The following is a 23,862-nucleotide window of genomic DNA, read 5'->3' as shown; positions in this document are numbered from 1 at the left end:
CCTACAGATTGCAGATGTTCAGCGCGGCTGCGATGCAGCCGCCAAACGCTGTTGCTCAACGCAGCAGCAAGGCATGCGCCAGCGGCGGCAGAATGCGCGCCAGGCGCGCTGCCCAGGCCTGTTGCCCGGCCGCGTCGGCAATCAGGTCCTGGCGGATTTCCAGTTCCACATGCAGCAGGCCGCGGCCTTCGCCATATACCGGAATGGCGTAATCGGTGGCGTCGCTGACCGCATACGGCTGGTTGTCGCCCACCACCAGATCGGGTTCTTCACGCAGCGCCTGCAGCAGGCGATGCGCCAGCCGCGTATCGCGGTGGTAGAGCACGCCGGCATGCCAGGGCCGCGCGTTGCCGGCCATGACGGGGGTGAAGCTGTGCATCGACACCAATACTGTCGGCTGATTGCGCTGTGCACGCGCCTCCAGTTCGGCCGCGATACGTGCGTGATACGGCGCGAAGATCGCATCGATGCGCTGCTGCCGGTCGCTGTCGGTCAGGTGCTGGTTGCCCGGAACCAACGTGCCGTCGCTGACCACAGGCATCAGGCTGGGTGCATCGTGCGGGCGGTTGCAATCGATCACAAGGCGCGAATAGGTCTGTGCGATGGCGAACGCATCCAGCGCCTCGGCCAGCAGGCGGGTGACCTGCGCAATGCCGATATCCCAGCCGATATGACGGTCCAGTTCGTATTGCGGCAGGCCCAGGTCGGCCAGCCGGGCCGGCACGCGCTGGCCGGCGTGGTCGGCGATCAACAGCCACGGCGATGCGGCCTGCGCGTTGTGCACGGTGAACGGCGCCGGGTCGTCGGTACCGAGCAAGGGTTCCATGGCTGCGTCAGCCACGCGGGGTGCCGTCCAATGCATGATCGACCAGATACAGGCCGGCCCACAGCTTGGGGTCCATCTGGTAGCCCTCGGCCATCTTCTGTACCAGCCAGGCGCCGACCTGCGCGCGCGGGATTGCGTGCACGGTGATGTCTTCGCTGGCATCGCCGCCACCGTCGCCGACCTTGCGCAGACCGGTGGCGCGCACGAACGCGATCCTCTCGCTGCTGGCACCGGCCGAGGTGGGGCCGATCATCAGCACTTCGGCGTGTTCGGCGGTCCAGCCGGTTTCTTCTTCCAGTTCGCGAATGGCCGACAGTTCAATCGACTCGTCGGCATGCACATCGCCCACCAGCCCGGCCGGCATTTCGATGGTGCGCGCCTGCAGCGGCACGCGGAACTGTTCGACGAACAACATCGCATCATCCGGCGTTACCGCCACGATGATCGCCGCCAGGCCGCCGGCATGCACACGTTCGGAATACTCCCAGGTGCCACGCACGACCATGCGCTGGTACTTGCCTTCGTAGACCACGGTGGGCGGGGTGTCGGGTCGGTTCATGGGCGGGGACCTTGTGCCAGGGAGACGGGAGGAAACGGTGCGGGGGCGCCGGTGCTGGCGGCCAACAGGCGGCGCCGGGTGAGCGGGCCGAAGCGCAGGCTTTCGCACAACCCGGCGAGCATGTCCGCATCGGCGTGGGCACGCGTGAAGCCGGCCTCGGTGAGCGCCAGCGGCGCGTCGAGCGCGATGGTGGTGAGCTGACGCCACAGCAATGCGTGTTCGCGCTGTTCGCGCAGCCGCACCGCCATTTGCGCCGCGCCGCGCAGGCGCAGGAAGGGAATTTCGTCGATGCGCTCCAGCAGCGCATCCAGGCTGCCGAAGTGCGCCAGCAGCACGGCCGCCGATTTGGCGCCGATGCCGGTCACGCCGGGAATGTTGTCGATGGCATCGCCGCATAACGCCAGGTAGTCGGCGATCTGGTGCGCATGTACGCCGTGGCGCGCCTTGACCCCATCCATGCCCCAGCGCTGGTTGCGCGCGTAGTCCCACTGCTCGTCATGCTCGAGCAATAACTGCGACAAGTCCTTGTCGGCCGACACGATCACCCCGCGCAAGCCGTGCGCCCGCACGCTGTGCAGCGCGCTGCCGATCAGGTCGTCGGCCTCGTAATCGCGGTGGGCCAGCACGCTCAGCCCGAGTGCTGCGCACAGCGCCTTGCAATGCGCGAACTGGCGTCGCAACGCATCCGGCGCGGGCGTGCGGTTGCCTTTGTAGGCCGGGTAGATCGCATGCCGGAAGCAGCTGTCCAGGGCTTCGTCAAAGGCGATGGTGATGTGCTGCGGATCTTCGCGTTCGAGCAGGTCCAGCAGAAACCGCGCAAAGCCGTGCACCGCATTGGTGGGCCACCCCTGCGCATCCTGGAATTCGTCCGGGATGGAGTGCCAGGCACGGAACACGTACAGGCTGGCATCCACCAGATACAGCGGGGACGGGCGCTGGATGGCCAGCGGCGCAGCGTCGAGCGGGTTGGTCGGTGTGGTCACGGCGTCCAGTCGCGCAGCAACGCACGCGGGTCCGGGCGCTCGCGTTCGGGCACCTGCATGCGCGGCGTGCCGATATGGATGAAGCCGGCGATGCGTTCGTTGTCTTGCAGGCCCAGGTAGCCCGTCACCGCCGGGTCGTAGGCCATCCACGCGCTCAACCACTGCGCGCCGAAGCCGTGCGCCTGGGCAGCCTGTAGCAACGCGAAACAGACGCAGCCGGCGGTGAGCAGTTGCTCCTGCACGGGTACCTTGTGCTCCGGGCGCAGCGAGGCGATCACCACGATCACCACCGGTGCGTCGCTGAAGCGTCCACGTTCCTTGGCAAGGGTGGCCGGCGATGCCAGCGGGTCGGCGGCCAGGGTGCGCTCGGCGAGGAACTCACCCAGCGCAGCGCGCGCGGCACCGCTGATGCGCAGAAAGCGGAACGGCACCAGTTTGCCGTGGTCGGGCACGCGCACCGCCGAGGTAAGCATGCGCAGCAAGGTGTCTTCATCCGGCCCGGGCGCGCCGAGTTGTTTGGAGGGAACCGAACGGCGCGCGTCCAGCGCCTGGAGCGAATACGGTGCGTGCATAAATCCGGGTCGGGGCAACGAAGCGTCCAATTATAGACGTGCCCTTCCCAACGCCCGCCGCATTATGGCCGGCCGGGGCCAGCGGCCCCTCTGCGATTCAACCTCCCGTGCCCGTCCAGTGCGTTGTCCAATGACCCAGTTTGTTGCTACCGAACCGCTGCCCAGCCGCAATCCGGACCTGCTCGATCAGGTCCGCGAGGTGGTGCTGGTGCCGTTGGCCGACGCGTTTATGGATGTGCAGGACGCGCTGGCCGAGGCGTTGTTCCGGCTGGCGGCCGACGCGGGCGCGGCGCAGAACGATTTCATGGAAGCGATCCAGGCCCTGCGCCAGCAGCGCGAACCGATCACCGCACGCTTTCGCGGCCATCTGGCCAAGGCGTGGCAGGGGTTGGAATCCGGACGTCCGCTGTCGGCCGAGCGCACCCTGGCACGCGGCGCCACCGGCCTGACCCTGCTGCCGGAGCAGGACCTGGACGTGCGCCTGGCGGTACGCAACCTGGCCGGCGCGCTGCAGCACCAGTGGCGGCCGGAGCTGATGCGGCTCAATCGGTATCTGGGTTTCATCGCCGGTGGGCTGCGCATCGATGGCGACAGCAATCCGTTTGGGCCGGAGCATCTGGGCGTGGCGCTGTACGAGGCGTTCCAGGGCGTGACCCTGGCCCCCAAGGTGCATCTGGCGGTGATCAAGGTCTGCGAGCAGCAGCTGATGGCGCGGGTCGGCCAGCGCTACGACGAGCTGGAACAGGCGCTGGCCCAGGTCGCGCGGCTGCGCGAGCTGCCGCAGGCACGCCAGCGTCAACGCGGTATTCCGCGCCAGGACGCCGCCGCCAGCGACGAGAGCGCCGATGCGCCGGACTGGATCGCACGCTTCTTTGCAGACTGGTCGGGCGGGCAGGGCGCACTGGTCGGCGCACAGGTGATCGATGTGCATCTGCGCAGCGACCGCTAGGTGCTGCCGGCGGGCCTGCACCAGCTGCTGCAGCACGCACGCCGCCAGCGCGAGCCGGATGCCGCCACGTCGGCATCGGGGCAGCAGCGGCTGCTGTCGCCGCGCGAGGTGATGTCGGCGCTGTCACTGCTGCAGACCATGCCCGGCGCCGGTTTCGAGGTCATCGACGGCACCCATCTGGGCCTGGCGCGCGGTTTGCGCCAGCAGTTGATGCGCGCTGCCGCCTCGCTCGGCGTAGACCCGGCCACCACCCGGCTCAACCCCAGTGACGAAGATGCACTGGATCTGATTGCGCTGCTGTTCGAGGCCATCCTGCTGCAGAGCCATCTGTCGCGGCAGCAACGCGACATGCTCGGCCAGTTGCTGGTGCCGGTGGCCAAGATGGCGATGCTCGACGGCCACCTGTTCGTGCGCGATGGCCATCCGGCCCGGCGCCTGCTCAACCTGCTGGTGGATGCCTGCGACGGCAATGGCGGCGAAACCGCTGCCGAACAGGCCCTGCTCGCCCAGGTTGCGGCAGCGGTGGACACCGTGGTGCGCGACTTCGACGAGCATCCATCGGTGTTCCTGGCGCTGGAAGCCGAATTCGGTGCGCAGTACGAGCAGTACCGGCGCCGGGTCGAAATCGCCGAGCGGCGCGCCAACGAATTGCAGCGTGCCGAAGAACGCCGCGAGCGTGCGCGCAGCATCGCCGCGCAGGCGCTGGCCGAGCGCCTGGCGCGCGGGCCGTTGCCGCCGGTGGTGGAACACTTTTTGAGCCGTGTGTGGCATCCGTGCGTGCAACAGGCCGCGTTGCGCGCCGACGGCGCCGGCCCGGCCCTGGACGCCGCGCTGGCGCTCGGCGACGCGGTGCTGCTGCAACTTGGCCGCGTGCACGGCGATGCCGCACTGGAAGCGCATCGTCCCCAGCTGCTACAGGCCTTCACCCTGGCCGGACTGGGGCAGCGCGAGGCCGAACAGGCCCTGCAGGAACTGCAGCGCGCGCTGCTGCCGACCCAACCTGCGCCCGCTCCGGAAGCACTCGCGCCGACCCTGACCGCGCTGACGCTCGCGCCCAGCCCAGCCGACCCGGTGGCAGAGCCGCTGACGCCGATGCTGGATGCCAACGCACAGGTGGAATTCGACCGTATCACTGCAGATTTCTTCCGCGTCATGGCAATCGGCACCAGCCTGGACTTCATCGACCGCGAGGGCCGCGTGCAGCCTGGCAAACTATCGTGGATCAGTCCGATTTCCGGGCGCCTGATGTTCGTCAACCGGCGTGGTGGGCGGCTGTGCGTTTCATCGCCGGAAGAACTCGCGATGATGGTGTGGCTGGACCGCCTGCGCCTGCACCGCGACGACGACGCCTTCTATAGCGCGATGCAGGACGTGGTGGACGGGCTGGATGCGCCCGCGAAGCTGAAGGCTTAACACCCGCGGGCGCAGAATGATGGCCGGCAAGCTCCACCGCGATGTTGCGAGCTAGGATGGCCGCTTGACACGCAAACCCTGGGCGGTCACGAGTAAAGTGAGTAAAATGTCACACTTAACGGATGCGCGAACCGCCTACCATGCACAGGCGGAATTTGGGGCCGCGTCTGTTTTTTCTCGTTCGAAAATTTTCACGCCTGCAGAGGCGGGGAGCCTTTGCGCATGACTTTTCAGCCCAGTCCGTCGGGACACCCGGGCCGTGACCAACGCTTGCTCGAGCAGGCGCACGACGTGTTCGTGCCGGCGCTCGCGCAGGTCTTTGCTGCAGCGGTCGCGCATTTCGACGATGTGCTGTTCGACCGTGCCGAATCCGCTGGCGCGTCGCAGTTGCTGTTTCTCGATGGCATGCGCGAATTGCGTCGCAAGCGCGAAGAGGTCGCCCGCCAGTTCCGCCAACAGCTGGAAGACGGCTGGCAGGCGTTGGTGCTCGGCACGCCGTTGTCGGCCGAAGTGGTGCTGGCCGGCGACATGGGCACCGGCCCGCTGAGTCTGGTGCCCGAGCACGTGCTCGAATCGCGGCTGGCAGTGCGCAATCTGGCCACGGTGCTGTTGCGCGATTTCAAACAGGTGCTGGCACGGGTGGACCGCCGCCTGGGCTGGATCGCCGGCGGGCTGGAGCTGATGGCCGACACCAACCCGATTGGCCCCGAACATCTGGGCGTGGCGATCCACGAAGCCTTCGCCACCTGCGACCTGGCGCCGGAAGTGCGGCTGGTGCTGATCAAGCTGTGCGAGCGCGATCTGGCCGAGCCGATCGGCAAGTTGTACGCACGCCTGGACGAAACCCTGGCCAAGGCCGGGGTGATGCCGGAAATTTCGCAGGCCAAGCGCGCCCCGCCGCGCATGCAGTCGCGTGGCGAGATGCCGGAAGAGCGCGCCCAGGCCGAGGCGCAGGGCGCTCACGCCGAGAGGGGCGGCGACGACCAGGGTGATCAGTACGCACCGGCCTGGGCCAACCGTTTTCTTGACCGCTGGGCACATAGCCGCGGCCGCATGCAGGCCGCAACGCAACGCGGCCATGCCGATGGCGGCGGGGATGGCGGCATGGACGGCGAGGCCGACCATCCCGGCGGCAGCCAGGGCATGTTGCTTGAGGCACTGCACGAATTGCTGCAACAGACCCGCAGCGTGCGCGACACCGCCGCGTCTGCCGCCACCGTCGCGGTAGGGCAGCAACGCCCGTTGAGCCAACGCGAAATGATGTCGGTGCTGTCGCTGCTGCAGGCCACGCCCAGCGCGACGCTGCAGGCGGCCATCGGCGACGACACCGAATCGCTTGCGCAGCGGTTGAAGAACGAGGTGCTTTCCAGCGCCACGCGACTGGGCGTGGACCCGGCCACCGCAAAACTCGACCCGATGGACGAAGATGCCATCGACCTGGTCGGCATGCTGTTCGATGTAATGCTGGACGAGCGCGATCTGGAAAATCGTTCGCGCGAAATGATCGGCCGCCTGGTGGTGCCGTTCGTCAAGGTCGCACTGCTGGACCGCAAGATGTTCGTGCAGAAGACCCATCCCGCGCGGCGCCTGCTCAACTCGCTGGCCGAGGCCTGCGAAGGCAACAACGGCGACAGCGCTGCCGAGCGCGTGCTGATGGGCAAGGTCGAAGAAATCGTCGACCGCCTGGTGGCCGAATTCAACGAAAATCTGGCGATCTTCCTCACCCTGGAAGAAGAATTCCGCGACTTCCTGTCGCAGCACCGGCGCCGGGTGGAAATTGCCGAGCGTCGCGCCACCGAAACCCAGCGCGGGCAGGAAAAGCTCGAACTGGCGCGCAGCCGCGCCCTGTTGGAACTGGAGCAGCGTGCGCCCGAAGGCGCGGGCCTGCCCAAGGCGGTGGATGACTTTTTGCGCCAGCCGTGGCTGCATCACCTGACCATGGCGATCCTGCGCGACGGCGAGGAAGGTCCCGGCACCATCGAGGCCCTGGCGGTGGCCGACGGCGTACTGGAAGAACTGGCCGAAGCGCGCCGCCATATCGTCGGCAAGCCATGGCTGCAGGTCTGGCAGCCGGCGTTGCACCGCGTGTTCGCAAGCGTAGGCCTGCACGGGGATGCGGTGGTGGTGGCGATCACCGCCTTGCACGACACCTTGCAGGCGATCGCCGAAGCACGCCCGGAACTGGAAAAAGCCCTGCCGGAACTGCCGCAGGTCAATCTGCCCCCACCGGCTGCCGAAAGCGTCAGCGTGGTGCTGGGTGCCGAAGCGGTCGCGCAGAGCATCGACAGTGCCGATGCCGAACGTTTCCGCGCGATGGATATCGGCACGTGGCTGGATTTTGTCGACAAGGACGGCAAGGTGCAGGCCGGCAAGCTGTCGTGGGTGAGCCCGATTTCGCAGCGTCTGCTATTCGTCAATCGACGCGGCGTGCGTTTCTGCGTCGCCTCGCCAGAAGAACTGGCGGTGATGGTGCGCCTGGGCCGCCTGCGCGAGCACATCAACGACGGCGCTTTCGACAGCGCGATGCAGGGTGTGATCGATCGTCTGGATCCGTTGCAGAACAACAGCACGGTGCACTGAGCTGTTCCACGCGCGTATGCGGTTAACGGCCGTGCGCCTTCGACGCTGCGGGGTGCAGGGCGCGAGTGCTGGACCCATTGCCGCATAACCGCGGCGCGGTGTGTTGAGCGATTCAAAGCGCGTGTGCGGCCGCCAGGCCGCTCGCTTCCCACAGCGCGATGCAGGCTGTGACCGACCTGCAGGCCCGATTACTTGGCGATGCAGTGCACTGGGCGATCCGGCGTGTGTGCATTTGCCGAGCGGCGCGATGGAACAGGGAAAGCACGTTCTGCGGTGCGAGGCCTTGCCACCGAGTCCATGCTGCTGAGGTGCTGCGCTCGGAGGCGGCTCGCTCGCAGGACAGACACAGCAATGACATAAACGCGCTGCGTCGCTTGTTTGCCCAAGACCTCATCGATGCGCGCTGCGATGACTGCTGCCTCGGGCTGCGGCCACAATCGCAGAGTTTCTCGTATGTTTCTTCAGATCATGCCGGCCCGATGAACTGCATCGCCCGCTCGATCACCGAGGTGTGATCGACCATGCGGTTATGGCCTAGCCCTTCGGTGGTGAACAGTTGCGCGCCCGGCCACAGGCTGGCGAAACGCGCGCCTTCGTCCCACGGCGTTTCGCGGTCGCGACGGTCGTGGATGATCAGCGCCGGGCGATCGAACTGCGGCAAGCGCGGCGTCGCATCGAAATCGGAAAAGCGCTTGCCCGTGAGGTCTGCCAGCCAGTTTTCGAACGGTGCGAACGCGGCAGGCGCAATGCCGAATGCGCGAAACTGGCGCTGCGCACTGGCGGCCGGCGCCAGCAACGGTGCGATCAGCACATAGCGCGCGGGGCGCCAGACCGGGTCGTCGGCAAATACCACCGAGGCCGCGCCGAGCGAGTGGCCGATAAATGCGGCCGGGCGGCCGAAGCGGCTGCCGATGACACGCAACATTTTCACGAAATGCGGCATATAGCTGATTCGTCCGCCGCTCAAGCCGTGCGCTGCCTGGTCGAACGCCACGACCGCATAGCCGAGTGCGCGCAACTGCGGCACCCAGGCCGCAAAGCGCAGCGCATAACTGGCCCAGCCATGCGACAGCAGCACATACGGCTGCTGCGCCGGATCGCCCCACTGATACATGGCGATGTCGATGTCATCGATCCGCAGCGTGTGACGCTGCATGTCGGTCAATGTGGCCGCGATCGTGGCCGCCTGCCGGCGCCCAAGCGCTGCCGGGGAGACGAAGCGACGTGCCAGATAGCGGCCGGTGGGTCCAGGAGCCAACCGACTGGCGCCGGCCAGGGAGCTGCGTAACAGGCGCGTGCGCAGCGTGGCGATGGATGAGCTCAAGAGGCATGTCCTGCGAAGAGAAGCGGTATCTAGTCGATGACAAGATGTGCCATCAGTCTGGTGCGCATATCTTGTCAACGTCAAGATGGTTTGATCCACTGCTGTTGCCATACTCGAAGCTGCCCATGCCGACCTCGTCCACCACCGCTGCCTACCACCACGGCGATCTGCCGGCCGCGCTGCGGCGGGCGGGCTGGGACTTGCTGGGCGAGTCCGGTTTGCGCGGGCTCACCTTACGTGCCTGCGCGCGCCGCGCCGGTGTGTCGCACGCCGCCCCCGCGCACCACTTCGGCTCGCTGGATGGGCTTTTGGCGGACGTGGCGGCTGACGGTTACGAGCGCATGCTCGCGCGCATCCTCGCCACGCAGCGTGAGGTGGACGACCCGTTGATGGGCTGCGGGCTGGGCTATATCCGGTTTGCGCTGGAGTTTCCGCAGCATTTCCGGCTGATGTTGGGCCTGGATGTGCGTGCATTGCGCTGGCCACGCTTGACCGAAGCCAGCGCTGCGGCGATGGCGTGCCTGCGCGAGACGGTGCGTGCGCAATGGATTGCCCGGCACGCTACCGACCCGGGTGCCGCGTTGCTCGAGCAGCGCACCGTGCTTGCTTGGAGCGCCGTACATGGTTACGCCTCTCTTGCCATCGACGGGAAGCATGAGGCGTTGCTGGGCGTTGCCCCCGAGCTGGTGTTTGCGCCGCTGCTGAAAGGGTTGTTTGAGCCCTAGTGCGCCCTCTTCGACGTTTCGGAGCATCGACGGTCATGCCGGGACTGCATGCGCTAGGAAAATGGCTGGGAGCGCGATGAGGCATGCGTTCAACGTCGGCATTGCCTGCACCTGCACAGCCGCACGGGTCTGGAATGCGATCTGACGCCGGCATGACGTGTTTTGAAGCGGAATACGCATTCGATGCGGAATACGTGCCGGTTGCGGTCTTGTATGCGGCAGCCGGCCGCCGTTTCCCAGCGAGCGGCTGCGGCCGCGCGGCCGTTGATTTGCAGGGCAGGGCGATTACGCGTGCGTGTTGACGCCGGAATCAGCGCCGTGCCGCAGGCAACATCCATGATCTGCGTATCGTCCCGTTGGTGTGTCGCGCAGTGCAGCTGCTGCGCCGTCTTCCAGAACGATTCTGCGAGTTGCCTCGGGTAACTCCTCGAAACTCGTCATCCAGCTCACGGGTGCCACCAAGCCAAATGCGCGCTGGACCGATGCGTCAGCGGCAGCTCACCCTCAGCCACTGACGCTCTCGCCGAGAGAATGCTCCAAGCTTCGCCACCTGCGCGCGCACCGCGCTCTGCTAGCATCGCCGCGACTGGGCGCAAGACCGGAGCAACGCATGGCTATGCAGGTGCTGGTGCTGAAAGAACGGGCCGCCGGCGAACGCCGTGTGGCCGCGACGCCGGAAACGGTCAAGAAACTGGTCGCGCTCGGTGCCGGCGTGTGGATCGAACCGGGGGCCGGCCAGGCCAGCAGCATGGACGATGATGCGTATCTGCAGGCCGGTGCGCAGCCTGCCGGCGCCGACGCCGTGGCGCAGGCCGAGATGGTGCTGTGCGTGCAGGCGCCTTCTACCGACACGTTGCTTCGGTGCCAGCCGCACGCGGTGGTGATCGGCATGCTGGCGCCGGATGCAGACCCTGCGCGTGCCCAGGCGTTTGCCGCGCGGCAATTGATTGCGTTTCCACTGGAGCGCCTGCCGCGCACCACGCGCGCGCAATCGATGGATGTGTTGAGCTCGCAGGCCGGCATGGCGGGCTACAAGGCAGTGCTGATTGCCGCGCAGCTGGCGCCGCGCTTTTTTCCGATGCTGACCACCGCGGCCGGCACCATGCGCCCGTGCAAGGTGTTGGTGATCGGCGCGGGCGTGGCCGGCCTGCAGGCGATCGCCACTGCCAAGCGGCTGGGCGCGCAGGTGGAAGGCTTCGATGTGCGGCCGGAAACGCGTGAGCAGATCGCCTCGCTGGGTGTGCGATTTGTGGACCTGGGCGTGAGCGCTGCCGGCGAAGGCGGCTACGCGCGCCAGCTCAGCGACGACGAACGCGCCGAACAGCAGCGCCGTCTGGCCAAACACCTCACCGGTGTGGATGTGGTGGTGTGCACTGCTGCGGTTCCGGGCCGGCCGGCACCGAAGATCGTGACCACCGGGATGGCACGCGGCATGCGCGCCGGCAGCGTGATCGTGGACCTGGCGGCGGAAACCGGCGGCAATTGCGCGGCCACCCGCCCGGGGGAGACCTATGACCTCGACGGCGTGGTCATCGCTGGCCCGCTCAATCTGGCCAGCCAGGGCGCAGTGCATGCCAGCGAGATGTTCGCGCGCAACGTGTACGCCTTCGCCGCCTTGTTGATCAAGGACGGTGCGTTGACGCTCGACTGGGACGATGAGTTGCTGGCGAAGACGCGGTGGTCGGCGCCGGTCGCAACCACCGCCTAGGCGTCGCAGAAAGTTCGGTGCGCGCAATCCAACAAGGACAGCGCGCTAGCGTATCGCAAGCCGTCGTCAATCCGGCGCTGGCGACCGATGCGCCAGGCAGGTTGAGGCGTGGCGCGGTCAGTGATTTCGTCGTTGTCACTGCAACCAACGACGTAGCGAAGCCATCGATGCAACACGGGTGTTGGCGCGCGAGTCGGTTGCTGCGACATGTTGCAGCTGCGTGCGCTACCAAACTTACGCCACCTCGCGCGCGGGTACGCGGGGTGCGCAGTCTGCGCGTCGCTGCAGTGGGTAGCCTTCGCGTGCTGCAAGATGCCAGGCGCGACGGCTGATCAATGTCCATCGCCCATCGCAACCATGCGCGGCGCTTGAACAGGCGCCATCATCCGCCGGGCAATTTCTGGGAAACGTCAGTCCTCGACCGGCGGATGCTCGCGTAACCAAGCGCTGCGTTCGGCCGGGCTCATCTTCTGCCAGCGTTGCTGCAGTTCGTTGCGCTGTTGCGGGTTGAGCGTGCGCATGCGGTCGAACAAGGCCTTGGCCTCGCGGCGTTGCTCCGGACTCATGTTGCGGAAGCGGTCCATGCCGGCTTTAGCCTGCTTGCGCTGCTCGGGCGTCATGTCCAGCCAGCGGCGGGCGTGCCGGTACATCCTGGGGCGTTCTTCGGGCACGTCGTCCCAGCGCTCGCGCAGCGCATCGATCATGACCTGGCGTTGCTGCTTGGTCAGTTGGTCCCACTCGGGCATGGGCGTCTCGTCACGGGGCCCCTGGCCGCGTGGGCCAGGCGCGTCCATGGGCGGACCCGGTGGAGGAGGTCCGGGCGGGCCGTCCTGAGCCAGCGTGGAGGCGCATGGCCCGGCGCTCAGCAACAGGGTCAACAGCAGGCGGGTGGTGTGGGTCATCGTGCTTATTCCATGGCCAGGGCGGTGTCGGAGCCGAGCCAGACATACAGGTCCGGGTTCTGGGCCAGCAGGTCGTCTGTCTCGGTGGTGGCGCTGGTGCTGGCAACCGGCGAGGTCGACGCGGCGCCAGATGAGACGCTTTGGCTGGGGTGCAGCTGCAGGCCGATGCCGATTGCCAGCAGGCCCGAGCACGCGGTGGCCAGCAACCAGTAGCCACGTCGGCTGCGCGTGGGTGCCGAGGCATGGCGGGCCTGGCGCAGGCGCGCCAGTGTCTGCGGCGGCAGGCTGGTCAGCGCGGTGGCATGCAGCTGGCGCAGCTGCGCATCCAGCCGGGCGGTGTCGTGGGAGCGGTTCACAGGAAATCCTCGAACTGTTTTTGCAACGCGTCGCGCGCGCGCGACAGGTGGGTTTTGACCGAGCCTTCGGAGCAGCCCATCGCCTTGGCAGTGGTGGCCACGTCCAGGTCTTCGAGCACGCGCAGGGTGAAGGCTTCGCGTTGGCGCGCCGGCAGTGTGCGCAATGCATCGACCAGCCGTTGGTAGGCCTGTTGATGCTGTTGTTCGTCGACCGGTCCGGTGCCGGGGTCGGCCCAGTCGATCGGGCCTTCGTCGTCGGCGCGCTCGGCCGGTGCCCAGAACTTCAGGCGAAAGCTGCGTCGCCGCTGCAGGTCGATGATGCGGCTGCGCAGGATGCTCCAGAACAGCGGCGTCCATTCCTCGGCTGGCCGTTCGCGATAGCCCAGCAGCTTCACCATGGCGTCCTGCACGGCGTCCAGCGCATCTTCGCGGTGCCGCAGGCCGGCCTCGGCAAAACGGAACGCACGCGGCCCGATGCCGGCCAGAAAGGCGTCCAACGACACCGGCGCGGTGGCGGCCGGTGCGGTAGCTTGCGGATCGAAAGGAGTTCCCACCAGCACAGCGTAGCTTCCGCGGAGACGATACGACGTCAACGGGCGAGCGCGGATTCGGTTGACAGGCGCCCGCACGGGCGTGGCGTGGGTATGATCGGCGGGCCGCACCGACCAGTGGAGCCAGAGACGATGAGCGACGGATTCGTAGCGCTGTACATCTTCATGCTGGCGGCCATCGCCGGCCACGTGATCATCTCGCGGGTGCCGGTGATCCTGCATACGCCGCTGATGTCCGGTTCCAACTTCATCCACGGCATCGTGCTGATCGGGGCGATGGTGGTGCTCGGGCATGCCGACACCACGTTGGAAAAAGCGCTGGGATTTGTCGCAGTGGCGTTAGGTGCGGGAAACGCGGCGGGGGGCTACGTGGTCACCGAGCGAATGCTGGAGATGTTCAAGTCCAGCAAGAAGCCGCCTGGCGGGGATAGGTCATGAACGTCTCCACTGCCGAGTTGCTGTCGTGGGTGGTCAAGTCCAGTTACCTGGTTGCAGCCACCTTGTTCCTGCGTGGTCTGCAGCGGATGGCGTCTCCATTGAGCGCGCGCAGCGGCATCCGTTGGGCCGGGCTGGGCATGTCGATTGCCACGGTGGCCACGTTTTTCCTGCCCGAGTTGCACAACGTGCCGTTGATCCTGGCGGCGTTGGCGATCGGCACCGGCGTGGCGTGGTGGTCGGCCAGGAAGGTCGCCATCACCGACATGCCGCAAATGGTGGCGCTGTACAACGGTATGGGCGGCGGCTCGGCGGCGGCGATCGGCGCGGTGGAACTGCTGCGGTTTTCGTTCTTCGCCAATCGCGACACGGCGCATTGGAGCGCCCAGGCGATTGCAGAGCTGGCGGCGCGGCAGCCGGACACCACCACGGTGCCGCTGGCGGTGATCGGCTCGGCGATCGGGGCGGTGGCGTTATCGGGGTCGATCATCGCGTGGGCCAAGCTCGATGGCCGGCTGGACCGGCGGGTAACCTTTCCGGGGCAGCAAGCCTTCAATCTGGTGGTCGCAGTGGCGGTGCTGGCCCTGGCCATCTGGGCGGCGAGCAGCCTGCAGCCGTTGGCGATCATCGCGTTCTTCGTGGTGGCGTTGGCCTTGGGCGTGCTGATGACGCTACCGATCGGCGGTGCCGACATGCCGGTGGTGATTTCGCTCTACAACGCGTTTACCGGGTTGGCGGTGGCGTTCGAGGGGTATGTCCTCGGCAACGAGGCACTGATCATCGCCGGCATGATGGTCGGCGCGGCCGGCATCCTGCTGACGCGGTTGATGGCCAAGGCGATGAATCGGCCGATCAGCGGGGTGCTGTTTTCCAACTTCGGCGGTGGCGCGCAGGTGCAGGAAATCAGCGGTGTGCAGAAGCCGATCGAGGCCGGCGATGTGGCGGCGATGATGGCCTTTGCCGAGCGGGTGGTGATCGTGCCCGGCTATGGCATGGCAGTGGCGCAGGCACAGCACAAGATCTGGGAGCTGGCGCAGCGCTTGATGGCGCGCGGTGTCAAGGTGAAGTTCGCGATCCATCCGGTCGCCGGGCGCATGCCGGGGCACATGAACGTGCTGTTGGCCGAGGCCGGTGTGCCCTACGATCTGATCGCCGACATGGACGACATCAATCCGGAATTCGCCAGCACCGATGTGTCGTTGGTGATCGGTGCCAACGACGTGGTCAATCCGGTCGCCAAAACCGATCCGGCCAGCCCGATCTACGGCATGCCGATCCTGGACGTGGTCAATTCCCGCAACACGGTGGTGATCAAGCGCGGCAAGGGAACCGGTTTTGCCGGCATCGAGAATGCGCTGTTCTACGCCGACAACACGCGCATGTTGTACGGCGATGGGGCAGAAGCCGCCGGTGCGCTGGTGAGTGAATTGAAAGCGCTGGATGGCGGCGGGCATTGAGTGTTGGTGTGTCGCCAGCCGCGCTCAAATGCTTAAGGCAACGCAGGGTCGGTCGTGTCCTGTCGCGTTACCGGGGGGCTTACACGCGCGGATCAAAGCCGGGTTAGTCGAAGGCGCGGCGCCCTCACCGCTTGCGGGACACGCCGTAAATCCGTCTCTGGAGGCTCGATGGCGGCACCCATGCCGCCATCGGTCCCGCAAGCGGCAAGGGCCCTGCTGCAAACGCGCAGCGCTTTCCCATGTATCTCTGAGAGCGATGGTGTTTGACGAGCCGCGGCGCACGAATCTGTGCAGCTGACGCATCAGCTGCAGCGACGTCCGACGTTGGCTACCGAAACAATCGCGCCTGACTCAACGCGCCGCCCACCAGGCCACGAGCAGTGCCGCGACGTAACACAGCAGGTCGAAGCCGTTGTTGGCCAGTTGCAGCAGCGTCCAGGCCAGGCCGGTGCCCATCTTCTGAGCCGAGGTCCACGGGTCCAGGCCCAGCGGTCCGCCCAGTTGGGCCGAGGCGATGCCCCAGTTGGCGCCAGCGATGATCAGCGCGGTCGCCACGACGGCAATGCCGATGCGTAACCGACCGGCGCGCAGGGTGCCCAGGCGCAGCATCCAGACGATCTCCAACGCCACGACCACAGCCATCCAGCCGGCCTGGTTGCCCAGGGCCAGGGCGATGAGCAGCCAGGCGATGAGGGCGGTGACGCATCCCAGCAGCAGGAGCGGGGGCCAGAGCCAGTGGGCAGTTCTGGCGGACGCGGTGGTGGGCGGCATTGGAGCTCCTGACAGTGCGCACATGATAGTGCGCGGGCCGGCCTTTGCGAGGGGCGGCACGCCACGGCAGTGCGGCCGATGGAATGCAGCGTCGTCCCCGGCTGGCACGGTGGCCGGCGGCGGTGGCGTCGTGGTCGGCTAGAATGGCCCACTTGCGCGCGACCTGCGCGGCCCCATATCCAGCCCATGTATTCCCGTAGCAGCGAACCCGTCCAGTTCGAACGCGATTGCGATGCCGTCATGGTGCCGCAGGGCGATTCGGTGACCCTGCCCGCAGGCAGTTACGGCTATATCACCCAGGCGCTGGGTGGCAGCTATACCGTCTTCGTCGAAGGCAACCTGTTCCGCATTGCCGGCAAGGATGGCGATGCGATCGGCAAGGAGCCGCCGCCGGGGCTGGAATTGCCCGCCAATGCCAGCGACGAAGAGGTGGAAGCGCTGGTGTGGCAGCAGTTGCGCACCTGTTTCGACCCGGAAATTCCGTTCAATATCGTCGACCTGGGTCTGGTCTACGAGGCGGTGGTCAGCCATCGCGAGGAAGACGATCAGCGCCGGGTCGACGTCAAGATGACGCTGACCGCGCCCGGTTGCGGCATGGGCGAAATCCTGGTCGACGATGTGCGCGGCAAGGTCGAAATGATCCCGACCATCGCCGAGGCCGACGTCGAGCTGGTGTTCGACCCGCCGTGGGGCCGGCATATGATGTCCGAAGCGGCCCGTCTCGAGACCGGCATGCTCTGACCGTCCCGCGCCATGTCCACGATGTGGCGCTGCGTCCTTTCGCCCGCCATACAGGAATCTCCCGGTGTCCGTGTCCTTCGCTTCCACCCGTTCTCCGTCGCCGCGCAGCGCCGACGAACTGTCCGTGATCCTGGCCGCACCCGGTTTCGGGTTGCATTTCACCGACCACATGGTCGCCATCTCCTGGAACAACGAGCAGGGCTGGCACGACGCGCAAGTGCGCGCCTACGGCCCGCTGCAACTGGATCCGGCAGCGTCGGTGCTGCATTACGGCCAGGAGATCTTCGAAGGCATCAAGGCCTACCGGCATGCCGACGGTTCGATCTGGACCTTCCGTCCGCAAGCCAACGGCGAGCGGCTGCAGCGGTCGGCGCGCCGTCTGGCGCTGCCGGAACTGCCGGTGGACCTGTTCGTCGAATCGCTGCGCCAGCTGGTTGCCGTGGATGGCGGCTGGGTGCCGTCGGCACCGGAAACCAGCCTGTATTTCCGCCCGTTCATGATCGCCGACGAGGCCTTCCTGGGCGTGCGCGCGGCGCACAAGGCCTCGTATTACGTGATCGCCAGCCCGGCTGGCCCGTATTTCGCCAAGGGCGTGGCGCCGGTGTCGATCTGGTTGTCCACCGAGTACGCACGTGCGGCCAAGGGCGGCACCGGTGCGGCCAAGTGCGGCGGCAATTACGCCGCGTCGCTGTTGCCACAGCAGAAGGCCTACGCCCAGGGCTGCTCGCAGGTGTTGTTCCTGGACCCGGTGGAAGGCAAGTACATCGAAGAACTCGGCGGCATGAACGTGTTCCTGGTCTACAAGGACGGCACGTTGGTGACCCCGGAACTTTCCGGCAGCATCCTGGAAGGCATCACCCGCGACAGCATTCTGCAACTGGCCCGCGACCGTGGCATGCAGGTGATCGAGCGCAAGGTCGCGATCGACGAATGGACGCAGGGCGTGGCCTCCGGCGAGATCACCGAGGTGTTCGCCTGCGGTACGGCGGCGGTGGTGACCCCGATCGGCGAGCTGAAGGGCGAGGGGTTCGCGGTGGGCGATCTGTCCGCACCAGCAGGCGAGGTGACCATGTCGCTGCGCCAGGAACTGACCGATATCCAGTACGGCCGCGTGCCGGACCGCCACGGTTGGTTGGTGCGTTTGTCGTAAGCGGACATACTTCGCCAAACAAGGGCCTCCGTGTGTCAGCACGGGGGCCTTTTTGTTTGCGCAACAGCAAAAAGAACGTTTTTCGACTGTAAACCAGTCGAATTCAGCATGAGTAAGATGTGATTTGCATCACGCAATTGCATTTTGATTTCGAAAATTACCAACTCCGTATTGTCCAGTCCGGTTTCTTTGAGATAGATTCGCTGAACGGATCGATAACAGGGGCGGTCCGGGGCACTGGGGAAGTCGCCATCGCGACGGTTTCGGAACTACCACTTCGGTGGTTCTCTTGACTGGAAGGGAATTCGATGTCTAACGCGTCGCTTCGTCCGCGCCACCGAGCGCTCGGCATCCTGGGTGCTTCGGCCCTTACCTCGCTGCTGCTGGCAACGCCGGCGTTTGCCGGTGATGTCTACCTGGGTGGCCTGGCCACCGCGCAGACCCACCAGAAGTTCATCGTGACCTACAAGGACGGCAGTAGCGCCCTGAGCAGCCCCAGTGTGTTGACGACCTCGTTGCGCACCGCTGCACGTGCGTTGCCGGCCAAGGCCGGCAAGTCGCTGGGCCTGAACAGCGTGCGTCGTCTGGCAGTGGGACCGGAGCTGGTTCAGGCCGACCGCGCGCTGGATCGCGCCGAAGCCGAAACCCTGATGCGCCAGCTGGCCGCCGACCCCAACGTGCAAAGCGTGGAAGTGGACCAGATGCTGTACCCCACGCTGACCCCCAACGACAGCCGCCTGTCCGAGCAGTGGGCCTTCGGCACCACCAACGCAGGGCTCAACATCCGCCCGGCCTGGGACAAGGCCACCGGTGCCAACGTCGTGGTTGCGGTGATCGACACCGGCATCGTCAGCCATCCCGACCTGGACGCCAACATCCTGCCCGGCTACGACTTCATCAGCGATGCCACCGCCGCGCGCGACGGCAATGGGCGCGACAACAATCCTGCCGACGAAGGCGACTGGAACTCGACCAGTGGATGCGCCACGTCCAATTCCAGCTGGCACGGGACCCATGTCGCCGGCACGGTGGCGGCGGTGACCAACAATACCACCGGCGTGGCCGGCACTGCGTTCAACGCCAAGGTGGTGCCGGTCCGCGTGCTGGGCCGGTGCGGTGGTTCGCTGTCGGACATTGCCGATGCCATCATTTGGGCCTCCGGCGGGACCGTGAGTGGTGTGCCGGCCAATCCCAACGCGGCCGAAGTCATCAACATGTCGCTGGGCGGAGGCGGCACCTGTTCGTCCACGATGCAGAGCGCGATCAACGGCGCAGTCTCGCGCGGTACCACGGTGGTGGTGGCGGCCGGCAACAGTGCCGCCAACGTGTCCGGTTCGTTGCCGGCCAACTGCGCCAATGTGATCGCAGTGGCGGCCACGACCTCGGCCGGTGCCAAGGCCAGCTATTCCAACTACGGCAGCGGGATCGACGTCTCCGCGCCAGGGTCGGGGATCCTGTCCACGCTCAACAGCGGTACCACCACGCCGGGCAACGCCAGCTACGCTTCCTACAACGGCACCTCGATGGCGGCGCCGCATGTGGCCGGCGTTGTTGCCCTGGTGCAGTCGGTTGCGCCCACCACGTTGACGCCTGCCGCAGTGGAAACACTGCTGAAGAACACCGCACGCGCCTTGCCGGGTGCCTGTTCGGGCGGTTGCGGTGCGGGCATCGTCGATGCCGATGCGGCAGTGACGGCGGCCATCGCCGGCAGCAGTGGCGGTGGCGGTGGCGGAACCGGCAACACCTTGACCAACGGCACGCCGGTGACCGGCCTCGGCGCGGCCACGGGCGCGGAGTTGAACTACACCATCACGGTGCCGGCCGGCAGCGGCACGCTGACGGTCACCACCAGCGGCGGCAGCGGCGATGCAGACCTGTACGTGCGGCCGGTAGCGCGCCGACCGACACCGTCTACGCCTGCCGCCCGTATCTCGATGGCAATGCCGAGACCTGCAACATCACCTCGCCGTCGGGAACCTATTACGTGCGGATCAAGGCTTACAGCACGTTCTCCGGCGTGACGCTGACCGCCAGCTACTAAACGCTGGATCGCTGCACGCGTTCCCTGGCATGACGCCAGGGGACGCTGCCTCCTTCGCTTCAACCCCATCTGCGATACCTCGCCCAGGTCTGCCGTTTCGGCAGGCGCAGGCGATGCGTTGCCGCTTGGCCGGAATGGACGCCGGTCAGTCGCTCCGACGGGTCTGGCGCCCGTGCAGTTTCCGGCCCCGAACCGCAGCCTGCGGCAACGGGCCGGCCCTCTCGCCGCAGCTGCGGCACCTCTCCAATAAGGAACGATCGATGTCCAATGTGTCGCAACGTCGTGCGCCCACGCGCGCGCTGGTAGTCCTGGGTGTTTCCGCGTTGACCTCGCTGCTGGCCGTGCCGGCATTCGCCGGTCAGGTCAATCTGTCCGGTTTGGATGCGCAGCCCACCCTGGACCGCTTCATCGTCAAATACAAAGACGGTTCCAGTGCCGCGGTCAGCCCCACCTCGATGCGCGCATCGCTCAATTCCGTTGCCGGTGCGATGCCGGCACGCGCCGGCCGTGCGCTGGGCCTGAACCACGTGCGCCGCACGGCGCTGGGTTCGGAAGTGCTCAAGACCGACCGTGGCCTGGACCGCGCGGACGCCGAAACGCTGATGCGCCGTATTGCTGCCGACCCCAGCGTGGACTACGTGGAAGTCGACCAGATCATGTACCCGGTACTGACCCCGAACGACACGCGCCTGTCCGAACAGTGGGGCTTCGGCACCTCTTCCTCCGGCATCAACGTGCGCCCGGCCTGGGACACCGCCACCGGCACCGGCGTGGTGGTGGCCGTGATCGACACCGGCATCACCAGCCATCCGGACCTCAACGCCAACGTGCTGCCGGGTTACGACTTCATCAGCGATGCCACGCGTGCACGCGACAACAACGGGCGTGACAGCAATCCGGCCGACCAGGGCGACTGGACCACGGCCAATCAGTGCTTCTCCGGTTCGTCGGCCGCCAATTCCAGCTGGCACGGCACCCACGTAGCCGGCACCATCGCGGCGGTCACCAACAACAGCACCGGCGTGGCCGGTACCGCATTCAACGCGCGCATCGTGCCGATCCGTGCGCTGGGCGCCTGCGGCGGCGCCACTTCCGATATCGTCGATGCGATCGTGTGGGCCTCGGGCGGCACCGTGTCCGGCGTGCCCGCCAATGCCAACCCGGCCGAAGTGATCAACATGTCGCTGGGCGGCAGCGGCAGCTGCTCGAGCAGTTATCAGAACGCCATCAACAGCGCGGTGTCGCGCGGCACCACCGTGGTGGTGGCGGCCGGCAACAGCAATGCCAACGTGGCCAACTTCACCCCGGCCAGCTGCGCCAACGTGATTTCTGTGGCATCGATCACCTCGGCCGGGGCGCGTTCGAGCTTCTCCAACTTCGGCACCGGCATCGACATCTCCGCGCCGGGTTCGGCGATCCTGTCGACCTTGAACAGCGGCACCACCACGCCGGGTTCGGCCAGCTACGCCAGCTACAACGGCACCTCGATGGCGGCCCCGCACGTGGCCGGCGTGGTGGCGCTGGTGCAGTCGGTCGCCAGCCGTCCGCTGACGCCCGCTGCGGTGGAAACGCTGCTGAAGAACACCGCACGTCCGTTGCCGGGCGCCTGCTCGGGCGGCTGCGGCGCGGGCATCGTCAACGCGGCCGGCGCAGTCAGCCAGACCCCGTAAACCTGCGCCGACGACCGCAATGCCGGCGCGCAGCCGGCATTGCGTCGGGCCTTTCCCGACACCCGTGTCGGTGGTTTGAAACCTGCACTGCCCCGCTCTACGCGGGGCAGTGTGCGTTCGGGCAGCGGCAACTGCCGCACCGCCAGCCAGGGCCGGGCAGCGATGGCTGAATGAAACGCCCGCCAGCACGGCATGGCCGCTTCAGCGCACCGGTGGCACGCCGATAGCCACCCCACGTGAGGCATGCAACATCTGCATGCACGCGCATCGGGCACGGCGCAGCGCACTGGCGTCAGCGCGTTGCCAACCGGGTTGCCAGATCCTTGGGGAGGGATGGAGTCATGCCGTATCACTCAATAGGCGCACTGCGCCGCGTTGCATTCGTCTGTGCGTTGTCATGCACGTTTCATGCCGCTGCTGGCGAGGTCAATCTGCAAGGATTGAATTCCAGCAATACCCATCAGCGCTTCATCGTCAGCTACAAGAACAGCGTCGGCAGCAGCCGGGCGACCGGGTTGTCTGCGCCATGGGGCGACATCGCGCGTGCCGTGCCGCAAGCGCGCGGGAAGGCGCTGGGCCTGTCGGCCATGCGCCGGCTCAGTGGCGGGCCGATGTTGCTGGTGGCAGACCGCAAGCTGGACCGCGTGGATTCGGAAAGCCTGATGCGGCGCCTTGCCGCCGACCCGGCGGTCAAACGCGTGGAAGTGGACATCCTGATGCGGCCATTGCTGGTTCCCAACGACCCGGGCGTGCCGCAGCAGTGGGCGATGGGCGCGACCGCCGCCAGCCTCAACATCCGTCCGGCCTGGGACCGTTCCACCGGCAAGGGCATCGTGGTGGCGGTGATCGACACCGGCATCACCAATCATCCGGACCTGGCAGCCAATGTGCTGCCCGGCTACGACTTCATCGTTGATCCGGCCACTGCGCGCGATGGCACTGCACGCGACGCAAACGCCGCCGACCAAGGCGACTGGGCCGCGGCCAACGAATGCGGGCCTGGAGCGTCGGCGTCCAATTCCAGTTGGCATGGCACGCACGTGGCCGGCATCGTGGCGGCGGTGGGCAACAACGCGATGGGCGTGGTCGGTACCGCGTTCAACGCCAAGATCCTGCCGTTGCGGGTGCTGGGCCGCTGCGGCGGCTACATGTCCGATATCGCCGATGCGATCGTGTGGGCGTCCGGCGGCAAGGTCAACGGCGTGCCGGCCAACCCGAATCCGGCCACGGTAATCAATCTGTCGTTGGGTGGCGCGGGCACCTGCTCGGCGACGTTGAACAATGCCATCACCGCAGCCGTCACGCGCGGCAGCGCGGTGGTCGTGGCCGCCGGCAACAGCAATATGGACGTCTCCACCAGCGTGCCGGCCAACTGCGCCAACGTGATCGCCGTGGCGGCCACCACCTCGGCCGGCGCCAAGGCCAGTTTTTCCAACTTCGGCAAGGGCGTGGATATCGCCGCGCCCGGGCAATCGATCGTGTCCACGCTCAATACCGGAACCACGGCACCGGGCAATGCGGCATATGCGGTGTATAGCGGCACCTCGATGGCGGCGCCGCACGTGGCTGGCGTGGTGGCGCTGATGCAGTCGGCGGCCCTGAATCCGCTGACGCCGGCAACAGTGAAAGCCCTGCTCAAGGCCAGCGCGCGACCCATGCCGGTGGTCTGCACGCAGGGGTGCGGGGCCGGGCTGGTGAATGCCGATGGCGCGGTGGCGGCGGTGATCGAGTCGACCACCTTGAGCAGGAATGTGGCACGCACCGGGCTGAGCGCAGCGCTTTCCGATTCGCTGTATTACCAGGTCAATGTGCCGGCCGGCACCCGTTCGCTCAAGGTCACGCTCGCCGGCGGCAGCGGCAACGCCGACCTGTCGGTACGGGCCGGAGCGTTACCGACCGACGCGGCGTACAGCTGCCGCAGCATGTTGCGGGGCAACGGCGACAGCTGCACGCTGGCCGCGCCGGCTGCGGGGGTCTATTACGTGCGCTTGAAGGCAACGCTGGGCTTTTCCGGAGTCAGCGTCACTGCGGCGTATTGAGTGGTTCCGGCACGGTGGTGCTGCCGTGCTGCCGTGCCCAGAGGCGCTGCTGCCTGCTCTAGGGAAGGTCTGAACAACGAGACCTGACAGGGCGGAAGGTGGCGTCGTTC

At 66.8% G+C, this 23,862-nt stretch carries 18 protein-coding genes and 2 pseudogenes; 11 read left to right on the top strand and 9 right to left on the bottom strand.

All coding sequences use genetic code 11. The features are described from left to right. Positions 1 to 55: 55 nt before the first annotated feature. Genes J7360_RS02350 through J7360_RS02335 form a run of 4 tightly spaced genes read right to left on the bottom strand, consistent with a single transcriptional unit; the run spans position 56 to position 2,940 of the window. Positions 56 to 841 (bottom strand): N-formylglutamate amidohydrolase, encoded by a 786-nt coding sequence (locus J7360_RS02350; protein ID WP_042675662.1) that lies wholly within the window; start codon positions 839 to 841, stop codon positions 56 to 58. Continuing rightward, on the bottom strand, positions 834 to 1,385 hold the full coding sequence (locus J7360_RS02345; RefSeq protein ID WP_057662649.1) for an NUDIX hydrolase: 552 nt from the start codon (positions 1,383 to 1,385) through the stop codon (positions 834 to 836). Before J7360_RS02345 ends, J7360_RS02350 begins: the two co-directional genes overlap by 8 nt. Further along, a complete protein-coding gene (locus J7360_RS02340; protein WP_057662651.1) occupies positions 1,382 to 2,368 on the bottom strand; it encodes a 5'-3' exonuclease H3TH domain-containing protein in 987 nt (328 codons plus the stop codon). The genes J7360_RS02345 and J7360_RS02340 overlap by 4 nt, the downstream gene beginning before the upstream one ends. Continuing rightward, positions 2,365 to 2,940 (bottom strand): nitroreductase, encoded by a 576-nt coding sequence (locus J7360_RS02335; RefSeq protein ID WP_057662653.1) that lies wholly within the window; start codon positions 2,938 to 2,940, stop codon positions 2,365 to 2,367. The genes J7360_RS02340 and J7360_RS02335 overlap by 4 nt, the downstream gene beginning before the upstream one ends. A 130-nt stretch (positions 2,941 to 3,070) precedes the next feature. Here J7360_RS02335 and J7360_RS02330 point away from each other — a divergent pair. Both J7360_RS02330 and J7360_RS02325 read left to right on the top strand, forming a co-directional pair. Then, positions 3,071 to 5,302 (top strand): annotated as a pseudogene (locus J7360_RS02330) (DUF1631 domain-containing protein). Positions 5,303 to 5,524: 222 nt separating this feature from the next. Beyond that, a complete protein-coding gene (locus J7360_RS02325) occupies positions 5,525 to 7,882 on the top strand; it encodes a DUF1631 domain-containing protein (protein ID WP_022558390.1) in 2,358 nt (785 codons plus the stop codon). A 466-nt stretch (positions 7,883 to 8,348) separates the two neighbouring features. On the opposite strand, the gene J7360_RS02320 is transcribed toward J7360_RS02325, so the two are convergent. After that, positions 8,349 to 9,206 (bottom strand): alpha/beta fold hydrolase, encoded by an 858-nt coding sequence (locus J7360_RS02320; protein ID WP_209033173.1) that lies wholly within the window; start codon positions 9,204 to 9,206, stop codon positions 8,349 to 8,351. 125 nt (positions 9,207 to 9,331) lie between these two features. Between J7360_RS02320 and J7360_RS02315 the strand changes: the two genes are divergently transcribed. Together J7360_RS02315 and J7360_RS02310 are read left to right on the top strand one after the other, a co-directional pair. After that, on the top strand, positions 9,332 to 9,931 hold the full coding sequence (locus J7360_RS02315; protein WP_022558392.1) for a TetR/AcrR family transcriptional regulator: 600 nt from the start codon (positions 9,332 to 9,334) through the stop codon (positions 9,929 to 9,931). Positions 9,932 to 10,541: 610 nt separating this feature from the next. Further along, entirely contained in the window at positions 10,542 to 11,639 is a 1,098-nt protein-coding gene (locus tag J7360_RS02310) for an NAD(P) transhydrogenase subunit alpha (protein ID WP_209033171.1), read from the top strand. 410 nt (positions 11,640 to 12,049) lie between these two features. Here J7360_RS02310 and J7360_RS02305 read toward each other — a convergent pair whose 3' ends face one another. From J7360_RS02305 to J7360_RS02295, 3 genes are read right to left on the bottom strand one after another with little or no spacing between them, the layout of a single operon-like run. Continuing rightward, complete coding sequence (locus J7360_RS02305) at positions 12,050 to 12,541, bottom strand: DUF3106 domain-containing protein (RefSeq protein ID WP_005925947.1); 492 nt, start codon at positions 12,539 to 12,541, stop codon at positions 12,050 to 12,052. A gap of 5 nt (positions 12,542 to 12,546) precedes the next feature. Next, a complete protein-coding gene (locus tag J7360_RS02300) occupies positions 12,547 to 12,897 on the bottom strand; it encodes a hypothetical protein (RefSeq protein ID WP_022558394.1) in 351 nt (116 codons plus the stop codon). Then, positions 12,894 to 13,457: an RNA polymerase sigma factor gene (locus J7360_RS02295; RefSeq protein ID WP_003488792.1), complete on the bottom strand. Its 564-nt coding sequence runs from the start codon at positions 13,455 to 13,457 to the stop codon at positions 12,894 to 12,896. Before J7360_RS02295 ends, J7360_RS02300 begins: the two co-directional genes overlap by 4 nt. Before the next feature lie 123 nt (positions 13,458 to 13,580). On the opposite strand from J7360_RS02295, the gene J7360_RS02290 reads away from it, so the two are divergent. Together J7360_RS02290 and J7360_RS02285 are read left to right on the top strand one after the other, a co-directional pair. Next, complete coding sequence (locus tag J7360_RS02290; RefSeq protein ID WP_026006968.1) at positions 13,581 to 13,886, top strand: NAD(P) transhydrogenase subunit alpha; 306 nt, start codon at positions 13,581 to 13,583, stop codon at positions 13,884 to 13,886. Continuing rightward, positions 13,883 to 15,340 carry an NAD(P)(+) transhydrogenase (Re/Si-specific) subunit beta gene (locus tag J7360_RS02285; protein ID WP_209033169.1) on the top strand — a complete coding sequence of 486 codons (1,458 nt, stop codon included), beginning with the start codon at positions 13,883 to 13,885 and terminating at the stop codon, positions 15,338 to 15,340. Before J7360_RS02290 ends, J7360_RS02285 begins: the two co-directional genes overlap by 4 nt. Before the next feature lie 351 nt (positions 15,341 to 15,691). Here J7360_RS02285 and J7360_RS02280 read toward each other — a convergent pair whose 3' ends face one another. Beyond that, positions 15,692 to 16,111, bottom strand: coding sequence for a hypothetical protein (locus J7360_RS02280; RefSeq protein WP_007965888.1), 420 nt, complete (start codon positions 16,109 to 16,111; stop codon positions 15,692 to 15,694). Positions 16,112 to 16,297: 186 nt separating this feature from the next. Between J7360_RS02280 and sufT the strand changes: the two genes are divergently transcribed. The 5 genes and pseudogenes from sufT (at position 16,298) to J7360_RS02255 (ending at position 23,752) form a co-directional block, all read left to right on the top strand. Next, entirely contained in the window at positions 16,298 to 16,852 is a 555-nt protein-coding gene (gene sufT, locus J7360_RS02275; protein ID WP_057662664.1) for a putative Fe-S cluster assembly protein SufT, read from the top strand. Positions 16,853 to 16,916: 64 nt separating this feature from the next. Next, complete coding sequence (locus J7360_RS02270) at positions 16,917 to 18,002, top strand: branched-chain amino acid aminotransferase (RefSeq protein ID WP_007965884.1); 1,086 nt, start codon at positions 16,917 to 16,919, stop codon at positions 18,000 to 18,002. A 308-nt stretch (positions 18,003 to 18,310) separates the two neighbouring features. Beyond that, positions 18,311 to 20,043: pseudogene (locus J7360_RS02265) on the top strand (S8 family peptidase). A 260-nt stretch (positions 20,044 to 20,303) separates the two neighbouring features. Further along, positions 20,304 to 21,713, top strand: a complete 1,410-nt coding sequence (locus tag J7360_RS02260; RefSeq protein WP_057662672.1) for a S8 family peptidase — start codon at positions 20,304 to 20,306, stop codon at positions 21,711 to 21,713. A 341-nt stretch (positions 21,714 to 22,054) separates the two neighbouring features. After that, entirely contained in the window at positions 22,055 to 23,752 is a 1,698-nt protein-coding gene (locus J7360_RS02255) for a S8 family peptidase (RefSeq protein ID WP_057662675.1), read from the top strand. The last annotated feature ends 110 nt before the right edge of the window (positions 23,753 to 23,862 follow it).

Origin of the sequence: Xanthomonas sp. D-99 (assembly GCF_017746145.1) — a bacterium.
GTDB lineage: Bacteria > Pseudomonadota > Gammaproteobacteria > Xanthomonadales > Xanthomonadaceae > Xanthomonas > Xanthomonas cissicola.
Note: the sequence above shows the minus strand (reverse complement) of the source record. Positions and strands in the feature narration are given on the sequence as shown.

Coding starts and splice junctions, on each gene's coding strand:
- J7360_RS02345 (WP_057662649.1), bottom strand. CDS start 1,385: ATGAACCGACCCGACACCCCGCCCACCGTGGTCTACGAAGGCAAGTAC.
- J7360_RS02335 (WP_057662653.1), bottom strand. CDS start 2,940: ATGCACGCACCGTATTCGCTCCAGGCGCTGGACGCGCGCCGTTCGGTT.
- J7360_RS02325 (WP_022558390.1), top strand. CDS start 5,525: ATGACTTTTCAGCCCAGTCCGTCGGGACACCCGGGCCGTGACCAACGC.
- J7360_RS02315 (WP_022558392.1), top strand. CDS start 9,332: ATGCCGACCTCGTCCACCACCGCTGCCTACCACCACGGCGATCTGCCG.
- J7360_RS02310 (WP_209033171.1), top strand. CDS start 10,542: ATGGCTATGCAGGTGCTGGTGCTGAAAGAACGGGCCGCCGGCGAACGC.
- J7360_RS02305 (WP_005925947.1), bottom strand. CDS start 12,541: ATGACCCACACCACCCGCCTGCTGTTGACCCTGTTGCTGAGCGCCGGG.
- J7360_RS02290 (WP_026006968.1), top strand. CDS start 13,581: ATGAGCGACGGATTCGTAGCGCTGTACATCTTCATGCTGGCGGCCATC.
- J7360_RS02285 (WP_209033169.1), top strand. CDS start 13,883: ATGAACGTCTCCACTGCCGAGTTGCTGTCGTGGGTGGTCAAGTCCAGT.
- J7360_RS02280 (WP_007965888.1), bottom strand. CDS start 16,111: ATGCCGCCCACCACCGCGTCCGCCAGAACTGCCCACTGGCTCTGGCCC.
- sufT (WP_057662664.1), top strand. CDS start 16,298: ATGTATTCCCGTAGCAGCGAACCCGTCCAGTTCGAACGCGATTGCGAT.
- J7360_RS02260 (WP_057662672.1), top strand. CDS start 20,304: ATGTCCAATGTGTCGCAACGTCGTGCGCCCACGCGCGCGCTGGTAGTC.
- J7360_RS02255 (WP_057662675.1), top strand. CDS start 22,055: ATGCCGTATCACTCAATAGGCGCACTGCGCCGCGTTGCATTCGTCTGT.